This is a genomic window from Simplicispira piscis (assembly GCF_054783455.1).
Genome location: NZ_BAAGQN010000007.1, coordinates 228569 through 246368 on the forward strand (window position 1 = coordinate 228569; position 17800 = coordinate 246368).

The 17800-nt window shown below is 61.5% G+C and carries 17 protein-coding genes and 1 pseudogene; 14 read left to right on the plus strand and 4 right to left on the minus strand.

What is annotated here, in order from left to right; translation table 11 throughout:
* Nucleotides 1-186: 186 nt before the first annotated feature.
* The 6 genes and pseudogenes from glyS to ACYVOC_RS04485 all read left to right on the plus strand — a co-directional run bounded on the left by glyS (nucleotide 187) and on the right by ACYVOC_RS04485 (nucleotide 5833).
* The gene (gene glyS / locus ACYVOC_RS04460) at nucleotides 187-2442 is read left to right on the plus strand and encodes a glycine--tRNA ligase subunit beta (protein WP_461160988.1); all 2256 of its coding nucleotides are present in this window, start codon (nucleotides 187-189) and stop codon (nucleotides 2440-2442) included.
* Nucleotides 2443-2472: 30 nt separating this feature from the next.
* Nucleotides 2473-3117, plus strand: a complete 645-nt coding sequence (locus tag ACYVOC_RS04465; RefSeq protein WP_461160989.1) for a hypothetical protein — start codon at nucleotides 2473-2475, stop codon at nucleotides 3115-3117.
* 10 nt (nucleotides 3118-3127) lie between these two features.
* The gene (gene gmhB, locus ACYVOC_RS04470; protein WP_461160990.1) at nucleotides 3128-3700 is read left to right on the plus strand and encodes a D-glycero-beta-D-manno-heptose 1,7-bisphosphate 7-phosphatase; all 573 of its coding nucleotides are present in this window, start codon (nucleotides 3128-3130) and stop codon (nucleotides 3698-3700) included.
* A gap of 15 nt (nucleotides 3701-3715) precedes the next feature.
* Complete coding sequence (locus ACYVOC_RS04475) at nucleotides 3716-4639, plus strand: M48 family metallopeptidase (RefSeq protein ID WP_461160991.1); 924 nt, start codon at nucleotides 3716-3718, stop codon at nucleotides 4637-4639.
* Between the two features lie 81 nt (nucleotides 4640-4720).
* A pseudogene (locus ACYVOC_RS04480) lies at nucleotides 4721-5221 on the plus strand (MBL fold metallo-hydrolase); the annotation flags it as partial.
* 138 nt (nucleotides 5222-5359) lie between these two features.
* On the plus strand, nucleotides 5360-5833 hold the full coding sequence (locus ACYVOC_RS04485) for a rhodanese-like domain-containing protein (protein WP_233521270.1): 474 nt from the start codon (nucleotides 5360-5362) through the stop codon (nucleotides 5831-5833).
* A gap of 169 nt (nucleotides 5834-6002) precedes the next feature.
* Here the strand turns inward: ACYVOC_RS04485 and lysM are convergent, their stop codons facing one another.
* Nucleotides 6003-6506 carry a peptidoglycan-binding protein LysM gene (gene lysM, locus ACYVOC_RS04490; RefSeq protein ID WP_116005878.1) on the minus strand — a complete coding sequence of 168 codons (504 nt, stop codon included), beginning with the start codon at nucleotides 6504-6506 and terminating at the stop codon, nucleotides 6003-6005.
* A gap of 122 nt (nucleotides 6507-6628) precedes the next feature.
* Here lysM and ACYVOC_RS04495 point away from each other — a divergent pair, with 122 nt between their 5' ends.
* On the plus strand, nucleotides 6629-7396 hold the full coding sequence (locus ACYVOC_RS04495) for a type III pantothenate kinase (RefSeq protein WP_116005879.1): 768 nt from the start codon (nucleotides 6629-6631) through the stop codon (nucleotides 7394-7396).
* 135 nt (nucleotides 7397-7531) lie between these two features.
* Here ACYVOC_RS04495 and ACYVOC_RS04500 read toward each other — a convergent pair whose 3' ends face one another.
* The 3 genes from ACYVOC_RS04500 to ACYVOC_RS04510 all read right to left on the minus strand — a co-directional run bounded on the left by ACYVOC_RS04500 (nucleotide 7532) and on the right by ACYVOC_RS04510 (nucleotide 9861).
* The gene (locus ACYVOC_RS04500; RefSeq protein ID WP_461160992.1) at nucleotides 7532-8305 is read right to left on the minus strand and encodes a tetratricopeptide repeat protein; all 774 of its coding nucleotides are present in this window, start codon (nucleotides 8303-8305) and stop codon (nucleotides 7532-7534) included.
* A gap of 36 nt (nucleotides 8306-8341) precedes the next feature.
* The gene (locus ACYVOC_RS04505; protein ID WP_116005881.1) at nucleotides 8342-9001 is read right to left on the minus strand and encodes a TetR/AcrR family transcriptional regulator; all 660 of its coding nucleotides are present in this window, start codon (nucleotides 8999-9001) and stop codon (nucleotides 8342-8344) included.
* A gap of 185 nt (nucleotides 9002-9186) precedes the next feature.
* Complete coding sequence (locus ACYVOC_RS04510) at nucleotides 9187-9861, minus strand: phasin family protein (protein ID WP_461160993.1); 675 nt, start codon at nucleotides 9859-9861, stop codon at nucleotides 9187-9189.
* 227 nt (nucleotides 9862-10088) lie between these two features.
* Between ACYVOC_RS04510 and ACYVOC_RS04515 the strand changes: the two genes are divergently transcribed.
* From ACYVOC_RS04515 to ACYVOC_RS04545, 7 genes are all read left to right on the plus strand, one after another.
* Entirely contained in the window at nucleotides 10089-12074 is a 1986-nt protein-coding gene (locus ACYVOC_RS04515; RefSeq protein ID WP_461160994.1) for an SDR family oxidoreductase, read from the plus strand.
* A 98-nt stretch (nucleotides 12075-12172) separates the two neighbouring features.
* A complete protein-coding gene (gene rfbB / locus ACYVOC_RS04520) occupies nucleotides 12173-13240 on the plus strand; it encodes a dTDP-glucose 4,6-dehydratase (protein WP_461160995.1) in 1068 nt (355 codons plus the stop codon).
* Nucleotides 13237-14127: a dTDP-4-dehydrorhamnose reductase gene (rfbD, locus tag ACYVOC_RS04525; RefSeq protein WP_461160996.1), complete on the plus strand. Its 891-nt coding sequence runs from the start codon at nucleotides 13237-13239 to the stop codon at nucleotides 14125-14127. The genes rfbB and rfbD overlap by 4 nt, the downstream gene beginning before the upstream one ends.
* 10 nt (nucleotides 14128-14137) lie before the next feature.
* Entirely contained in the window at nucleotides 14138-15034 is an 897-nt protein-coding gene (gene rfbA / locus ACYVOC_RS04530; protein ID WP_461160997.1) for a glucose-1-phosphate thymidylyltransferase RfbA, read from the plus strand.
* A gap of 8 nt (nucleotides 15035-15042) precedes the next feature.
* Nucleotides 15043-15585 (plus strand): dTDP-4-dehydrorhamnose 3,5-epimerase, encoded by a 543-nt coding sequence (gene rfbC / locus ACYVOC_RS04535; protein ID WP_461160998.1) that lies wholly within the window; start codon nucleotides 15043-15045, stop codon nucleotides 15583-15585.
* Between the two features lie 50 nt (nucleotides 15586-15635).
* A complete protein-coding gene (locus ACYVOC_RS04540) occupies nucleotides 15636-16769 on the plus strand; it encodes a DUF1972 domain-containing protein (RefSeq protein ID WP_461160999.1) in 1134 nt (377 codons plus the stop codon).
* A 37-nt stretch (nucleotides 16770-16806) separates the two neighbouring features.
* Entirely contained in the window at nucleotides 16807-17760 is a 954-nt protein-coding gene (locus ACYVOC_RS04545; RefSeq protein ID WP_461161000.1) for a glycosyltransferase family 2 protein, read from the plus strand.
* Nucleotides 17761-17800 lie beyond the last annotated feature (40 nt).

Genomic DNA, 17800 nt, shown 5'->3' on the forward strand with positions numbered 1-17800 from the left:
AGGAACACCCCCCTGAGCCGCTTCGCGCCTTCCCCCCGCTCTCGCATTGCTGCGCAATGCGGGCAGGGGGACGTAGCCAGCGCGGCGGGGCGGCCCTTGCGCGGCTGCTCGCGCATGGGGCGTGCCAGTTTTCATGCATCGCTTGCGTAGCGGATGCCAAATGGATTACGGAATAGAGCCGACAACATGACTACCCAAAACCTCCTCGTTGAACTGTTTGTCGAAGAGCTGCCTCCCAAGGCGCTGCAAAAGCTGGGCGATGCCTTTGCCACCGTACTGGGCGACCAGCTCAAGGCCCTGGGCCTGGCGACGGCCGCCTCGGTGGTCACGCCCTTTGCCTCGCCCCGCCGCCTGGCTGCGCATGTGACGGCGGTGGCCGCCCAGGCCGCTGACAAGTCCGTGCAGCAAAAGCTCATGCCTGTGACCGTGGGTCTCGACGGCAGCGGCAATGCCACCCCTGCGCTGTTGAAAAAGCTGCAGGCCCTGGGCGCTGACGTATCGAACCCCGCTGCCGCTGTTGCAGCGCTCAAGCGCGCCCAGGATGGCAAGGCTGAAGCGCTGTTCTACGACAGCGTGGTGACCGGCGCTACCCTGCAGGCCGGTTTGCAGAAGGCTCTGGAAGAAGCCATTGGCAAGCTCCCCATCCCCAAGGTCATGAGCTACCAGCTCGAAACCGACTGCGAGCTGCCCGGCTGGACCAGCGTGAACTTTGTGCGCCCTGCGCACGGCCTGGTCGCACTGCACGGCAGCACCGTGGTGGCCGTGAAGGCGCTGGGCCTGACGGCAGGCAACAGCACACAAGGCCACCGCTTTGAAGCCGCCGTGTCGCCTGTGGTGTTCAAGGACGCCGACAGCTACGCCACCACGCTGCAAAAAGACGGCGCCGTGATCGCCAGCTTTGCCGAGCGCAAGGCCGAGATCGCCCGCCAGCTCGCCGCAGCCGCTGCCAAGGTAGGCAACGGCGCCCGCCCCATCGAAGACGAAGCGCTGCTGGACGAAGTGACGGCCCTGGTCGAGCGGCCCAACGTGGTCATCTGCCAGTTTGAAGAGCAGTTCCTGGGCGTGCCGCAGGAATGCCTCATCCTCACGATGAAGGCCAACCAGAAGTACTTTCCGCTGATCGATGCCGCAGGCAAGCTGACCAACAAGTTCCTGGTGGTCAGCAACATCAGCCCCGAAGACACCAGCTTTGTGACCGGCGGCAATGAGCGCGTGGTGCGCCCACGCCTGGCCGACGCCAAGTTCTTCTTCGACCAGGACCGCAAAAAAACGCTGGCCTCGCGCGTCGAGGGCCTGGGCAAAGTGGTCTATCACAACAAGCTGGGCACCCAGGGCGAACGCGTGGAGCGCGTGCGCGCCATTGCCAAAGCCATTGCCACGCAACTGGGCGACGCTGCTTTGGTTGCGGATGCTGACAAGGCCGCGCAACTGGCCAAGACCGACCTCGTGACCGACATGGTGGGCGAGTTCCCTGAGCTGCAGGGCATCATGGGTGGCTACTACGCCCTCAACGACGGCTTGGGCGAGACTGTGGCGCACGCCATTGAAGACCACTACAAGCCGCGCTTTGCGGGCGACACACTGCCGCGCAACACCGCCGGTGTGGTGGTGGCCCTGGCCGACAAGCTGGAGACCCTGGTGGGCATGTTCGGCATCGGCAACCTGCCCACGGGCGACCGCGACCCGTTCGCGCTGCGCCGCCATGCGTTGGGCGTGATCCGCATGCTGGTCGAAAGAGACTTGGCACTTAACACTACCGATTTGGTTGAGATTGCCTATAGCGTTCTCGACGACGAGGCGCTTCAGCTCGCTTGGTGGACTAAAGAACAAGAGGTTGAACTTGAAAGAAAGAAGAAGGAGTCACGCGGAGGGTTCGTGATGCACGGAGCGGCGTTCGCAAAGCGTGTTTTCGATCCCGAAGCGAAGTCTCTCTTGGTAACTTTCACCTACGACCGCCTCGCCGGCAGCCTGCGCGAGCAAGGCTACAGCGCCCAGGAAGTGGACGCCGTGCTGGCCCTGCGCCCGCAGCGCCTGGCCCTGGTCGAGAAGCAGCTGGCGGCAGTGCGCGCCTTTGCCGCCTTGCCCGAAAGCCCGGCCCTGGCCGCAGCCAACAAGCGCGTAGGCAACATCCTCAAAAAGGCCGAGGTCGAAGGCGCTGTGGATGCCCATGTGAACCCCGACCTGCTGCAGGAAAAAGCCGAGCAGGACCTGTACGCCGCGCTGCAGCGCTTTGTGCCCGAGGCCAATGCCCAGTTCGACGCGGGCGACTACACCGCCAGCCTGCAAACCCTGGCCGTGCTGCGCGCCCCGGTGGACGCGTTCTTTGACGATGTGATGGTCAACGCCGAACAGATGGACCTGCGCCTGAACCGCCAGGGCCTGCTCAAAAGCCTGCACGACGCCATGAACCGCGTGGCCGATCTGTCGCGCCTGGTCGCCTGAGTTCGGTTGGGCCGCTGTTTCCAAGTGCCCATGGACGACCACTCGCCGATAGCTGTGGCCCCATCGGCAGGGCAGCGCACGGCTTGGTTGCTGTTTGCCCCGCCCGCTGTGCTCGCGGGGCTGCGCTGGCTGCTGCAGTGGCAGAGCGAGCGGGGTACGCCAACGACGGCGCTGCCGCTCACGCCGATCGCACTGGACGCTACGCCGCTGCAACTCCTGGCTCCCCTGGGGTGGGCGCTGGCCGGTCTGCTGCTGCTGGGCCTGTGTGTGTATGGGGGTGTGCGCCGCGTCGGTGGACACCGGGTTCGCCAGGCGCTGCTGTGGGCCTGGATCGCGTTGTGGGTGGTGGGCGGCGCTGCGCTGCTATGGCGGAACGCGGATCTGCAAGGTCTGGAGCCATTGGAGCCAGTGCAGGCCGAGGTGCTGGGCAGTCGCCCCCGCATGCCCAATCTGCATTCCCTGGGCGGCACGGAGCTGCTGCTGCGCGTGGAGGGGTTGGAGCCCGTGCAGCAACTGGTGCTGGACGACCCCCAGGCCGCGCAGTGGCAGCCCGGTATGCGTTTGACCTTGCAGTGGTCGCGTGGACGCAGCAGTGGCCGCTTTGTCACGGGATGGCGCGCGGTGGGCGTGCCCCTGGCTCCTGCCGAGACCGACGCCGCCGTACCGAATCTTTGATAATGGCAGCATGAAAATCGTCATCTTGGACCGCGACGGCACCATCAATGCCCTGGGGGGCGAAGAGTTCATTGCCTCTCCTGAAGACTGGCATGCGCTGCCCGGGGCGCTGGAAGCGATTGCGCGGCTCAACCGTGCTGGCTGGCATGCGGTGGTGGCCAGCAACCAGCCAGGGCTGGGACGGGGACTGTTTGACGTGGCTACGCTCAACGCAATCCACGCCGCGATGCATAAGCAGCTGGCGGCCAGCGGCGGGCGTATCGACGCAGTGTTCTATTGCCCGCACGCACCCAGTGAGGAATGCACCTGTCGCAAGCCTGCGCCCGGTCTGTTGGAGCAAATCTGCGACCGCTACGGCGTGGATGCCAAAGACGTGCATGTGGTAGGCGCCTGCCAGGTGCACTTGCAGGCAGGCGCCGCGCTGGGAGCCCGCCTGCACTTGGTGTGCACCGGCGTATCCGCCCATCTGGCCCCAGGCCTGCCTTTGCCCGCCGGGTGGCCTGAAGGGGTGCGCGTGTATGCCGATCTGGCGGCGTTTGCCGAAGTCCTGCTGAACAAGGCAGACGCCTTGCCCCCGGCCTGACGCACAAGGCCCCGTATGGCACAGAGCTTTGTGCAACTGGCGCTGGACCTTTTTGGCACCTCGGCGCCACTCCGTTCCCAAGAAAAAACAGCCCCAGCGATTGATGGGATTGCGCTGGCAGCTCCTGATTTGATAGTTCAGAAGCCGCAAGAACAGGCGACACCCCTGCAAGACATACTGGTGCCGACGCATTTTCGCCACCCGCAGGCCACCCGCGAAGTGCTGCTGGGCGATGCCGTAGTGGCCTATGCCCTGCAGCGTGCGCGTCGGCGCAGCATTGGCTTTACTGTCGGGGCCGATGGCCTGTCGGTACGGGCGCCCACCTGGGCCACGCTGGCGGCGGTGGACGCTGCGCTGCGCGAGAAGTCGGGCTGGATCCTGCGCAAGCTGGGCGAGGCGCAAGAGCGCCAGCGGCGGCTGGAACACGCGCGGATCGACTGGCGCGACGGTACCTTGCTGCCGTACCTGGGCGCCCCCCTGCGGGTGCTGCTGGACCCGGGGCATAGCGCCGCCGGTACCTTGCGTGATAGGGAGGAAGGAGTGGCCGCGCGGCAACTGCACATTGGCCTGCCCGGCGCAGCACAGCCCGGGCAGATCCGCGATGCCGTGCAGGCTTGGCTGATGCGCGATGCCCGCCGGTACTTCCTCGGGCGACTGGACCACTTTGCGCCGCTGCTGCAGGTGCGCTGGACCCGGCTGCGCCTGTCCAGTGCCCAAACGCGCTGGGGCAGCGCCCGTGCAGACGGCTCCATCTGTCTCAACTGGCGCCTGCTGCACTACCCGCCGGCGGTGATCGACTACGTGGTTGCCCACGAACTGGCGCACCTGCGCGTGATGGACCACAGCCCCCGCTTCTGGGATACGGTGCGCACGGTGGTGCCCGACTACGCGCAACTGCGCCGCCACCTGCAAGATGAACCGGCGCCCCAGTGGGATTGATTTGCTATTGAATAAGTAGCTGATTACGCTTGTATATAGGTCATTTGCGGCACTTTTCATCAAAAACAGGACTGAAAGACGATGATTCCTCTGCAGCTTTTTGACCCGGCCTCCAGTACCTACACCTACATCCTGCACGACCGCGCCACACGCGAGGCGCTCATCATCGACCCGGTGGATGCCCAGCTCGAGCGTGACCTGGCTGTGTTGCAAGCACAGGGCCTGGCCTTGCGCTGGACGGTGGAAACCCACAACCATGCCGACCACATCACCAGCGCTGGCCTGCTGGCCGAGCACACGGGTGCACGCACGGCGGCCCCCGCAGGCTGCGGCATTGGCACGGCCGGTGCGCAGCTGGCCGACGGTGATGTGCTGGCCTTTGGGGGGGAGAGCCTGTACGCACTGGCCACGCCTGGCCACACGGCGGGCAGCATGTCGTACCTGTGGCGCGGTCAGGTGTTCACGGGGGATGCGCTGCTCATCAACAGCTGTGGTCGCACCGACTTCCAGTCGGGCAGCGCCCGGGAGCTTTACCACAGCATCACCCAAGTGCTGTTCGCCTTGCCGCCCGAGACCACCGTGTGGCCGGGGCATGACTATCACGGGCGCAGCCATTCGAGTATCGGCGCTGAAAAGGCTGGCAATGCCCGCATAGCCGGGCGCAGTGAGGCCGAGTTTGTCGCGCTGATGGAGGGGCTGCACCTGCCTGCGCCCGAGCGCATGGGCGAGGCGGTGCCTGCGAACCGCAGCTCGGGCCTGCGCCATGATGCGGGAGCTACAGACCAACCGGTGTTGCGCAGCGATCGGGGTTATGCGGGGGATGTGCACCCTGTGCTGGCCTGGCAGTGGGTGCAGGCGGGCGATGCCGTACTGATCGATGTGCGCAGCGATGCCGAGCGCGCATGGGTAGGAGAGGTGCCGGGCGCCGTGGCCGTGGCCTGGAAGCAATGGCCCGGCATGCTGATGAATGCGGAGTTCGACGAACAGATTCGCTCGGCCGTGCCGACAGGCCGAAAAGCTGTGCTGCTGTGCCGCAGCGGCGTGCGTTCTATTGCCGCGGCACAGCGCGCCACTGCTCTGGGGTTAGAAGCCTGGAATGTGCTGGAAGGCTTCGAGGGCGATCCCAACCAGCAGGCACAGCGCGGTTTGCGGGGCGGTTGGCGTTTTCACGGCCTGCCCTGGCGGCAGGGTTAAGGCGATGCTGAACAAGTCACCGCGATGATGCGCGCCATGCATCGGGATGGGATGCAAGGCGCAAACCGCAGCTATGGCCAGGATTTGCAACGCCGCAGACCGCCCGAGGTACGGATGCGCAGCGCGTGAGGGACTTGTTCAGCATTGCCTAAAAGCAGCCAGGCGAGGCTTACAGCGCTGGAATGCGCAGTTTTTGGCCGGGGTAGATTTTGTCCGGGTGCGACAGCATCGGACGGTTGGCTTCAAAGATGCGCGGATATTTGTTGGCGTCGCCGTAGTATTTTTTCGCAATGGCCGAGAGCGTGTCGCCACGCACCACGTCGTGGTATTGCGCTTCGGGTGCGGGGGTGGCGACAGCCATGAGGTTGTGCACTTCTTTGACACTGGCCACATTGCCGCAGCACAGGGTGACCTTTTCCAGTGCCTCTTGGGTGGGGGCCTGGCCTTGAACCGTTACGGTACCAGTGGCTCCATCGAAGGCAACCTGAACCGCTTCCACGCCCAGTTTCTGGGTGTCAATGTAGGCCTCAATGGCGCGTGACGCCTTGGCGTTGAGTTCGTCCAGTGAGGGCTTTGCAGCCGGGTTGCTGGCTGCGCTGACCACCGCCGCCTCGACTTCCTTGCCGCCAAACAGTTTTTCGCCGGCTTCTTTGATAAAGCTGAAAAGACCCATGTCGAACCTCCTGATTGTGGTGTGTAAAACGAGTCTACTCTAACGGCGTGCAGAGTTTTTCGTCGTCAGACAATGGCGCAAGAGTGACGGCAGGCACATGAAAACTCTGGATAATGCCTTGGATGACATTCATGGCCATTGATGTGGGCAACACCCGCCTGAAGTGGGCGCTGTACGAGGCGCCCCGCCCGGGAGCCTCTTTGCTGGCGCAGGGCGCAGAGTTTCTGGACCATATCGACCGTCTTTCCGATACCGCCTGGGCGCGTCTGCCGACGCCGTCGCGCATGCTGGGCTGTGTGGTGGCGGGTGATGCCGTCAAGCGCCGTGTCGAAGAGCAGATGGAGTTGTGGGACGTGGCACCGCAGTGGGTCGTGTCCTCGGCCCAGGAAGCAGGGTTGATCAATGGCTATGACCACCCCACGCGCCTGGGTTGCGACCGGTGGGTGGCCATGATCGGTGCGCGCCACCACATGCTGGCGCAAGGTCCTGCGCGGCCCTTGGTGGTGGTGATGGTGGGCACTGCGGTCACGGTGGAGGCCATCGACGCGCAGGGGCGGTTTCTGGGGGGCCTGATTCTGCCGGGCCACGGCATCATGCTGCGCGCGCTGGAGTCTGGCACGGCTGGCTTGCATGTGCCGACGGGGGAGGTGCGGTTGTTCCCCACCAATACCAGCGATGCGCTGACGAGCGGCGGAACCTATGCCATTGCAGGGGCCGTCGAGCGCATGGTGCAGCATGTCATGGCGCACTGCGGTGCTGAGCCCGCCTGCATCATGACGGGTGGTGCCGGCTGGAAAATGGCGCCCAGCATGACGAGGCCGTTCGAGCTGGTGGATAACCTGATTTTTGACGGTCTGCTGACCATCGCCTCGCAGCGCTTTGGAGCCTAGTCCGGTCGGCCGCTCACGGGGCCGCCGCAGGGGTTATTCCATTTCTAAATCATCCGTGTCGTTGTTGCTTCGCCTTGCCGTGCTACAGCACTGTCTGCGGCTTCGCGCCTAGACACGAATGATTTGGAAACAGAATTACTCTTCCAGCTCTGCCTGTGCCATGTCCACGTCCAGGCGCTCCATAGCATCCAGGGGTGTGCTTGCGGCGGCCTGCTCATACAGTGCTGTGGCTTCCTTCATTTTTTTGTCGCCTTCGAGCATGACCAGTGCATTGGCGTATTCGATCATGGCGATGGCCGAGCCCGGGTTGAGTTTGAGGGCCTCCTGGAACAGCTTGAGACCGGTGTCCTTCTTGGCGCCATAGGTCATGCCGCCGATCAGCGAGCCCACCTTGTCGATCACTTCGGCATGGAAGGCCCCCAGCGCGATGCGGGCGTCCGCATGTTTGGGCGAGAGGGCGATGGCTTTTTCCAGTGACTCCTTGATCTTGCCGCCCAGCCCCTGGGCCAGCGCCTTGGCCACGCTGATGCCTTGGCTGTAGCGGCCCAGCGCATAGGCGTGCCAGTACCAGGCATTGGCGTTCTTCGGGTCTTCGGCGGCTTGCGCCTCTGCCTGCTCGGCCACCTGCAGATAAAGGTCCAGACGGGTCTTTTCCTTCTTTTCCAGGTAGGTGGCGTAAATGGCTGTGGCCTTGTTGGCGGCGGTAGTGCCCGCTCCCCCAGCCTCCAGGCCTGCTTCGGCCGCCTTCTGGAAGTCGCCATTGTGGAAATGCACCCAGGCCTGCAGGACAGCGGCATCTTTGGGCAAGGGTTCGCCATCGCCGGCATGCAGGCGTGCCCAGTGTTTTTTCAGGCTGGCAGCGTCGAAGCTGTAGTCGCCCGCGTGGGGAAAGGGGGTCCATTTCGCCATGTGTGTCTCCGTTGGTATGGGGTGTCCTGAACGGGTTCAGGCATCGGGCCGGTAGGCCGTGGCCAGCTGCAGCAGGTGTGCGCGCTGGCCGGGTTCGAGGTAGGGCATGAGCAGGTTCAGCACATGGTGTGCGCCGCGCAGCAAGGCAGCCTGGGCGCTTTCGGGTTCGAGCGCGCGGCGGGGGTCGCGTACGTATTCAAAGCTCAGCCAGTAGGTCAGTACCACGACCATGCTGGTGGCGGTGGGTTCGATTTCGCGCGAATCGATTTGCAGGGCACCTGCGCGCTGCATGCCGTCGAGCAGGGTGCGCACGGCGTGCGTCTTGTTCTGCAGCACTGTCTGGAAATGCATCTCCAGCCGACGGTTCTTGGACAGAAGATCGTTGAGGTCGCGGTAAAGAAAGCGGTATTGCCAGATCAGCTCAAACAGCGTGTGCATGAAGAACCATGCATCCTCAACGTTGCGCACGCTGCTGCTGGCGCCGAGCAGTTCGGTGAGTGCACGTTCGTAGCGGTCGAACAGCGCATTGATGAGCTCGTCCTTGGCTGGGTAGTGGTAGTAAAGATTGCCTGGGCTGATGCGCAGTTCAGCGGAAATCAGGGTGGTCGAGACATTGGGCTCGCCAAACCGGTTGAACAGTTCGAGCGTGACTTCCAGTATGCGTTCAGCGGTGCGGCGCGGCGCTTTTTTCACCATGTGTGCTGGCCCTCATGCATCGATTGGAATGTGTGTTTGTAGCTACTCTAACCGACGTTTTCAGGGGGGTATAAATGCTGCACCGCGTCATTTTGTGGGCACTGAATGCACAACGGCTGTCACACCACCGGTGTGACAGCCGTTGTGCGCAAGGGCGCAAGCCCCTGCGTCATGCCGTTCGGAAATCAGGCTGCGCTGGCGGCGCCGTCAGCGGCGGGTGCTGCGTCGGTGCTGCGGGGGGCGACCTTGGGGAAGGGGGTCCGGGCCTTGGCGACCGATTTTTTGGCCGCTGGCTTTGCGGCCGGTTTGGCTGCAGCGGACTTGACAGCCACCTTCTTGGCTGCTGGTTTTGCGGCAGGCTTGGCTGCAGCCTTCTTGGCCACAGGCTTTGCAGCAGGCTTGGCCGCGGGCTTGACCGCAGCCTTGGCGGGTGCGGCCTTCACCACAGGAGGGGCCTTGCCCAGGCTCTTGGCCAGTGCGTCGATGCGGGCGTTGAGCACATCCAGGTCGCGTGACGACGGCACGCCCAGCTTGGTCAGGGCGGTGGCAACACGGTCTTCGAAAATGTTTTCCAGCTTGTCCCACTGGCCTGCGGCGCGTGAACCAATGTCGCTGGCCATGCTGGAAACGCGGCTGGTCGCTTCCGAAATCTTTTCCTCGGCCACGGCCTGGGTCTTGCGTTGGATGGACAAGCCTTCCTTCACCAAGGCTTCAAACACTTTGCCGCCTTCTTCCTGGGCCTTGGAAAATGCCCCCAAGCCGGCCAGCCAGATTTGCTGGGCAGAGTCCTTGACGGTGTTCGACAACTGGGCGCCCGTTTTCTTTTTTTCGTTGCTGAGTTTTTGCAGTTTCTTGACCATGTGGCCTCCGGTAGAAAGGGTTGATGTGTTTGCCTGAGCGATCTGCTGCTGGCATGAAGAGAACTTTACGCGCTGCGCTGCCCGCCGTGTAGGCGCGCACTCCTAAAAACGTAGAGCGTGCCGTCTAGCTGGGCGCCGTGCCGGTAGCATCGGCGCGGGTTTTTGCTAAAGCCCGAGGGCGTGTGCTTAGGCAAGAATGATCAAAGCCATCAACAGGAGTTTTCAACATGCAGTATTTCGTGACAGGTGCCACAGGGTTTATTGGCAAGCGGCTGGTTAAAAAACTCCTGGAGCGCAAGGGCAGCGTGGTGTATTTCCTGCTGCGCAAGGAAAGTGCCGGTAAAGTGGCCGAACTGCGCAGCTACTGGGGCGTGAGCGCCGCCCGCGCGGTGCCGGTGTTTGGTGACCTGACATCCCGCAAGCTCGGCGTTTCTGCCGAGGATGTGAAGAAGCTCAAGGGCCAGATCGACCATTTCCACCATCTCGCTGCCGTGTACGACCTGTCGGCCGATGCCGAGAGCCAGGCGGCCGTGAACATCGAGGGCACGCGCAACACGGTGGAATTCGCCAAAGCCATCGATGCCGGGCATTTCCACCATGTGTCCTCCATTGCGGCTGCGGGTCTGTACGAAGGCGTATTCCGCGAGGACATGTTCGAAGAGGCTGAAGGGCTGGACCACCCGTATTTCCTCACCAAGCACGAGAGCGAAAAAATTGTGCGCCAGGACTGCAAGATGCCCTGGACGGTGTATCGCCCCGCCATGGTGGTGGGCGACAGCGAGACCGGCGAGATGGACAAGATCGACGGTCCCTATTATTTCTTCAAGCTGATTCAGCGCATGCGCCAGTTGCTGCCCCCCTGGATGCCCGCGGTGGGCCTGGAAGGGGGGCGCATCAATATCGTGCCAGTGGACTTCGTGGTCAACGCCATCAACGTCATCAGCCACCAGAAGGCCATTGGCAAAAAGTGTTTCCATCTGGTGGACCCGGTGGGCTACCGCGTGGGCGATGTGCTCGACATCTTCAGCCGCGCTGCGCATGCGCCGCGCATGAACCTGTTTGTCAATGCAGCGCTGCTGGGTTTCATCCCCAAGGGCATCAAAAAAAGCCTGATGGCCATTGCCCCGGTGCGCCGCGTGCGCAACGCCGTGCTCAAGGACCTGGGCTTGCCCGAGGACATGCTCACCTTTGTGAACTACCCCACGCGCTTTGATTGCCGCGAGACGCTTGCGGCGCTCAAAGGCTCGGGCGTGGAGTGCCCCAACCTCAAAAACTACGCCTGGCGCATCTGGGACTATTGGGAGCGACACCTTGACCCCGAACTGTTCATCGACCGTACGCTCAAGGGCACGGTGGCGGGCAAGGTGGTGTTGGTAACGGGCGGTTCGTCGGGTATTGGCCTCGCTGCTGCGCACAAGTTTGCCGAAGCGGGCGCCATCACCCTGATCTGTGGGCGTGACCAGACCAAACTCGACGAAGCCTGCAAAGAGGCCAAGGCCAAAGGGTATGCCTTTATCGCCTATGCCGCAGACATTGCTGACATGCAGGACTGCGATCGTTTCGTGCAGCAGCTCATCGCAGACCATGGCGGCGTGGATTTCCTCATCAACAACGCGGGTCGCTCCATCCGCCGTGCCATTGAATCGAGCTACGACCGCTTCCACGACTACGAGCGCACCATGCAGCTCAACTATTTTGGTTGCCTGCGCGTGACCATGGGCCTGCTGCCGGGCATGGTGGAAAAGCGCAAGGGCCATGTCGTCAATATCAGCTCCATTGGGGTCTTGACCAACGCACCGCGCTTTTCAGCCTACGTGGCCAGCAAGGCAGCGCTGGATGCCTGGACGCGCTGCGCATCGAGCGAGTTTGCCGATCAGGGCGTCACGTTCACCACCATCAACATGCCGCTGGTGCGCACGCCCATGATCGCGCCCACCCAGATCTACAACAACGTGCCCACACTGGCGCCTGAGGAGGCCGCCGACATGATCGCGCAGGCCTGTATCTTCAAGCCAGTGAACATTGCCACGCGCCTGGGCATTCTGGGGCAGGTCATGCACGCGCTGGTGCCGCGCGTGGCCCAGATCGGCATGAACGCCAGCTTCCGCATGTTCCCGGATTCGACCGCAGCCAAGGGCGAGAAAGGCGGCAAGCCGCAGCTCTCGGCCGAAGCGGTGGCCTTGCAGCAGATGATGCGCGGTATTCACTTCTGATACTGCGATGCGCTTGCGGGTAAACGGTTACTGACGGCGACAAGGTGCAGTGGGATAATCCGAGGCTTTGCCAGCGGGCACAACTATCGGTTTATCCCATGATCCTTGTCACCGGCGGCGCCGGCTTCATTGGCGCCAATTTCGTTCTCGACTGGCTGGGCGGCTCCAGCGAGCCCGTGCTCAACCTCGACAAGTTGACCTACGCAGGCAACCTGCACAACCTGGCCAGCGTGCAAGGCGATGCGCGCCATGTTTTCGTGCAGGGCGATATTGGTGACAGCGCGTTGGTCGGGCGCTTGCTGGCCGAGCACCGGCCGCGTGCCATCGTCAATTTTGCAGCCGAGTCGCATGTGGACCGCTCCATCCACGGCCCCGAAGACTTCATCCAGACCAACGTGGTGGGGAGTTTCAGGCTTTTGGAGGCTGTAAGGCAATACTGGCAAGCGCTTCCAGCTATCGAAAAAGAAGCATTCCGGTTCCTGCACGTTAGTACCGACGAGGTGTATGGCACCCTGGCGCCTGATGCGCCTGCCTTCACCGAACAGCACAACTACGAGCCCAACAGCCCCTACAGCGCCAGCAAGGCCGCCAGCGACCACTTGGTGCGCGCCTGGCACCACACCTACGGCCTGCCGGTGCTCACCACCAACTGCAGCAACAACTACGGGCCCTACCACTTCCCCGAGAAGCTGATCCCGCTGATGATCGTCAACGCGCTGGCGGGCAAGCCATTGCCGGTGTACGGCGACGGCATGCAGATCCGCGACTGGCTGTATGTGAACGACCACTGCAGCGCCATCCGCCGCGTGCTCGAAGCGGGCCGCTTGGGCGAAACCTATAACGTCGGCGGCTGGAACGAAAAAGCCAACATTGACATCGTGAACACGGTCTGCGCTCTGCTCGACGAACTGCGCCCGCGCGCCGATGGCCAAAGCTACCGCGCCCAGATCACCTACGTGAAGGACCGCCCCGGACATGATCGGCGCTATGCCATCGACGCCCGCAAGATCGAGGCCGAACTGGGCTGGCGCCCCGCCGAGACCTTTGACACCGGCATCCGCAAGACCGTGCAGTGGTACCTGGATCACGCGGATTGGGTGGCGCAGGTGCAAAGCGGCGCCTACCGCGAGTGGGTCGCCAAGCAGTACGAAGGCGAAGCTGCATGAACATCCTGCTCCTGGGCAAGGGTGGTCAGGTTGGCTGGGAATTGCAGCGCAGCCTGGCTGTGCTGGGCGATGTCACCGCACTCGACTTTGACAGCCAGGAACACTGCGGTGATTTTTCCAACCCTGCCGGGGTTGCCGACACCGTGCGTGCCCTGCGCCCGGACGTCATCGTCAATGCCGCAGCGCACACCGCCGTGGACAAGGCCGAGAGCGAGCCCGATCTCGCACGCCTGCTCAACGCCACCACGCCCGGCGTGCTGGCCGAGGAGGCCGCCCGCCTGGGCGCCTGGTTGGTGCACTACAGCACCGATTACGTGTTTGACGGCAGCGGCACCCGCCCCTGGCTGGAAACTGACACACCCGCGCCGCTGAGTTGCTATGGCCGCACCAAGCTCGAAGGGGAGCAACTGATCCAGCAGTCCGGCGCCAGGCACCTGATTCTGCGCACCAGCTGGGTCTATGCGGCACGCGGCGGTAACTTCGCCAAGACCATGCTGCGACTGGCGCAGGAGCGCGACCGCCTGACTGTCATCGACGACCAGTGGGGCGCCCCCACAGGCGCCGACCTGCTGGCCGACGTCACGGCCCACGCCATTCGGCACCTGGCGCAGCACCCCCAGGACGGCGGCCTGTACCATTGCGTGGCGGCAGGCGAGACCAACTGGAATTTGTATGCAAAAGAGGTTCTAACGCTTGCTACACAAACGCAACCAGCTATCAAATTAAAAGCGACTGAAGTGGCGCCTGTGCCCACCAGCGCCTTCCCCACGCCTGCCGTGCGACCGCACAATTCGCGCCTGGACACCCGCCGCCTGCAAGCCACCTTTGGCCTGCGGCTGCCGCACTGGCGCGACGGTGTGGCGCGCATGCTCACCGAAATCCTTTGACGCACAGACCATGACCGCACACACAGCGGCCCGCAAGGGCATCATCCTCGCCGGGGGTTCCGGCACCCGCCTGCATCCGGCCACGCTGGCCATCAGCAAGCAATTGCTGCCGGTGTACGACAAGCCCATGATCTACTACCCGCTGAGCACCCTCATGCTGGCGGGCATCCGCGACATCCTGGTCATCAGCACGCCGCAGGACACGCCGCGTTTCGAACAGTTGCTGGGCGACGGCAGCCAGTGGGGCATCAACTTGCAATACGCTGTGCAACCGAGCCCGGACGGTCTGGCGCAGGCCTTCATCATTGGCGAGCAGTTCCTGGGCGATTCGCCCTGCGCACTGGTGTTGGGTGACAACCTCTTTCATGGCCATGACTTCCATGAGCTGCTCGGCAGTGCCGCGGCACGCTCCGAGGGTGCCAGCGTTTTTGCCTACCATGTGCACGACCCCGAACGCTATGGCGTGGCCGAGTTTGACGCCCAGGGCCGGGTGCTTTCTCTCGAAGAAAAGCCGGTGTCGCCTAAATCCAACTATGCGGTGACCGGTCTGTATTTCTATGACAACCAGGTCGTGGAGCTGGCCAAGGGCCTCAAGCCTTCTCCCCGTGGCGAGTTGGAAATTACCGACCTGAATCGTTTGTATCTGGATCAGGCACAACTCCATGTCGAAATCATGGGGCGAGGCTATGCCTGGCTGGACACCGGCACGCACGAAAGCCTGCTCGAAGCCAGTCAGTTCATTGCCACGCTGGAGCACCGCCAGGGCCTCAAGATCGCCTGCCCTGAAGAAATCGCGTGGCGCGGGCAGTGGATCGACAGCGAGCAACTCCAGCGGCTGGCGCAGCCCTTGTCCAAAAATGGCTATGGCCAGTATCTGCTGCGCTTGCTCCAGGAAAAAATTTACTGAACCCCGCCATGCAAGCCACCCGCCTCGCCATCCCCGACGTCATGCTGATCGAACCCAAGGTGTTCGGTGACGCCCGCGGATTTTTCTTTGAGAGTTTCAACCAGCGCGCCTTTAACGACGCTACGGGCACCGACCACCAGTTTGTGCAGGACAACCACAGCCGCAGCAGCAAAGGCGTGCTGCGTGGCCTGCATTACCAGATTCAGCAGCCCCAGGGCAAGCTGGTGCGGGTGGTGCAGGGTGCTGTTTTTGACGTGGTCGTCGATATTCGCAAAAACTCGCCCACCTTTGGTCGATGGGTTGGCGTGGAATTGACGGAGGACGATCACAAGCAACTCTGGATTCCTCCAGGATTGGCCCACGGCTTTCTTGTAGTGTCTGAGACGGCGGATTTTCTTTACAAAACGACCGATTACTACAGTCCGCAACATGAGCGTTGCATACGTTGGGACGACCCCCAGCTTGCCATCGTCTGGCCTGATACGGGGGGTGACAAACAGCTGTCGGCCAAAGACCAAGCCGGGCGCTGGTTTGCTGAGGCAGACCTTTGAGGGAGGCGTCTTCCCACGCCATACCCGACAGGAATCAGCCGACGGGTACCTTGCGCGTTGCTATCCTCGGCACAAAAGGTATTCCGGCCAATTACGGGGGCTTTGAGACATTCGCTGAACAGCTTTCGACGCGCCTTGTGGCTCGTGGGCACGAAGTGACTGTCTACGCAGAGGGCACTGGGGCGCCTGCAGAGGACGGTTGCTATCAAGGCGTCAGGATTCGTTACAAAAGGCGCCCCCGTTGGGGAGCCGCCTCGACGCTGGCGTTTGATGTCGCTTGTCTGTGGGATGCGCGCCGAGGGTACGACCTGGTGTACATGTTGGGATATGGGGCCGCATGGGCCTGCTGGCTACCCCGGCTCTTTGGTTCGCCAGTGTGGATTAATGTGGATGGCCTGGAGTGGGCGCGCAGTAAATGGGGCGCCGGAGCGCGTGTCTATTTGCGCTGCATGGAGTGGACATCGAGCTGGGTTGCGACACGTGTCATTGCCGATGCCCAGGCGATAGCGGATCGGTTTCGCAAAACCTATCCTTCCGGGGCGCCGTGCAGCTTTATTGCCTACGGGGCTGACGAGGTGCGCGTGGCCGAAACAGACCCTTCCATACTGTCAGCGTGGGCTTTGCAGCCGCAACGCTATTTTTTGGTGGTGGCGCGCCCTGAGCCAGAAAACCATGTACTGGAAATTATCCAAGGATATTTGAAACACGGGGGCGATTGGCCACTCGTGGTTGTAGGAAACGTGAGTGGTGCGAACACCTATCAACGCCAGCTGCTAAAGATGGCCAGTCACAAAGTCGTTTTTATTGGTGGTATTTACGATGCCGACCAACTCAAGAGCCTGAGGGTGCATGCGGCTTGCTACCTGCACGGCCATTCAGTGGGTGGCACGAACCCCTCGTTACTGGAAGCGTTGGCGTGCGGTAACTGGGTCATTGCACATGACAACCCGTTCAATCGGGAGGTTGCTCGCGATGCTGCAGACTATTTCCGCTCCCCAGAGGAGCTTGCGCAGTACCTGGATCAGCGGGTGAACCACGCTGCGGCGGAGCAACAGCAACGCAGTGGTCGTGCGCGCCGAATTGTGGCGGAGCATTACACTTGGAACCACATTGTCGATGCCTATGAAATGCTGATGCGTTCAGAATGTGAAATTCATGCCGCATCTCATGTTGAAGCCGATTAGTTTTCGGCGCCTGATCAAATATAAATAATATATCAAAATGAAACCAATGCTGGTTGATATATTGTTGGCAACTTACAATGGATCCAGGTACCTTGAAAGTCAGCTGGATTCCATAATTTCTCAAACGCACCAATCTTTCAGGATTTTGGTCAGTGATGATGGTTCATCTGATGCAACAATGGCTATTTTAGAGTCTTATAGAGAGCAATTGAAAGACCGGCTTGTTCTTGTGAAAAATGCATCTCCTGGAAAAGGCGTTATCCGGAATTTTGAAAATTTGATGCATTTCAGTCTGGAAGATGGCCAGTCAAACTGGATGGCTTTTTGCGATCAAGATGATGTATGGTTGCCGCAAAAAATAGAGCGTATGCTGGCCGAAATGACGCGAATAGAAGGGTGTGATGGCAAGAGTGTGCCTTGCCTGGTTCATTCCGATCTGGAGGTGGTCGATGAAAACCTGGGGATCATAGCGCCGTCTTTTGCGAAGCATCAATTAATTAATCCAGATGCTTGCTCTCCACTGTCTTTGTTGAGTGTCAATCAAGTGACGGGCTGTGCAATGATGGTGAATCGAACTCTTTTGAAAATGGCTTTGCCATTGCCCAGTGAAGTTATTATGCATGACTGGTGGTGTGGTCTCATCAGTGGAAGTGGTCGACGATTTTTTATCGCAACCCCTCTTGTTTTATACAGACAGCATGGTGGTAATCAGGTCGGTGCGAAGAGCCGGAGTTTGATGAATCGGCTGAATCGTCTTTTTTCTGATGTGCCCGGAATTTATAGAAAAATAAAAAAACTGGGAAAAGATACGCTCCTCCAAGCACAAGCGCTACAACATAGATTGTTGTCGTTTAATTTTGATTGTGCGTATATTGCTGATTATCTCTCCTGGAGAAATAAGCCTTGGTTTGTGCGGGTTTTTCGTTACAGGATCTATTATTCTGGACCTGAGCTCGATCGATTGAGCCGGTGTCTTGTGTGGTCCAGGTGATTTTTTGGTTTTAGACAGTGTCCAATATTTGTATTTTTGA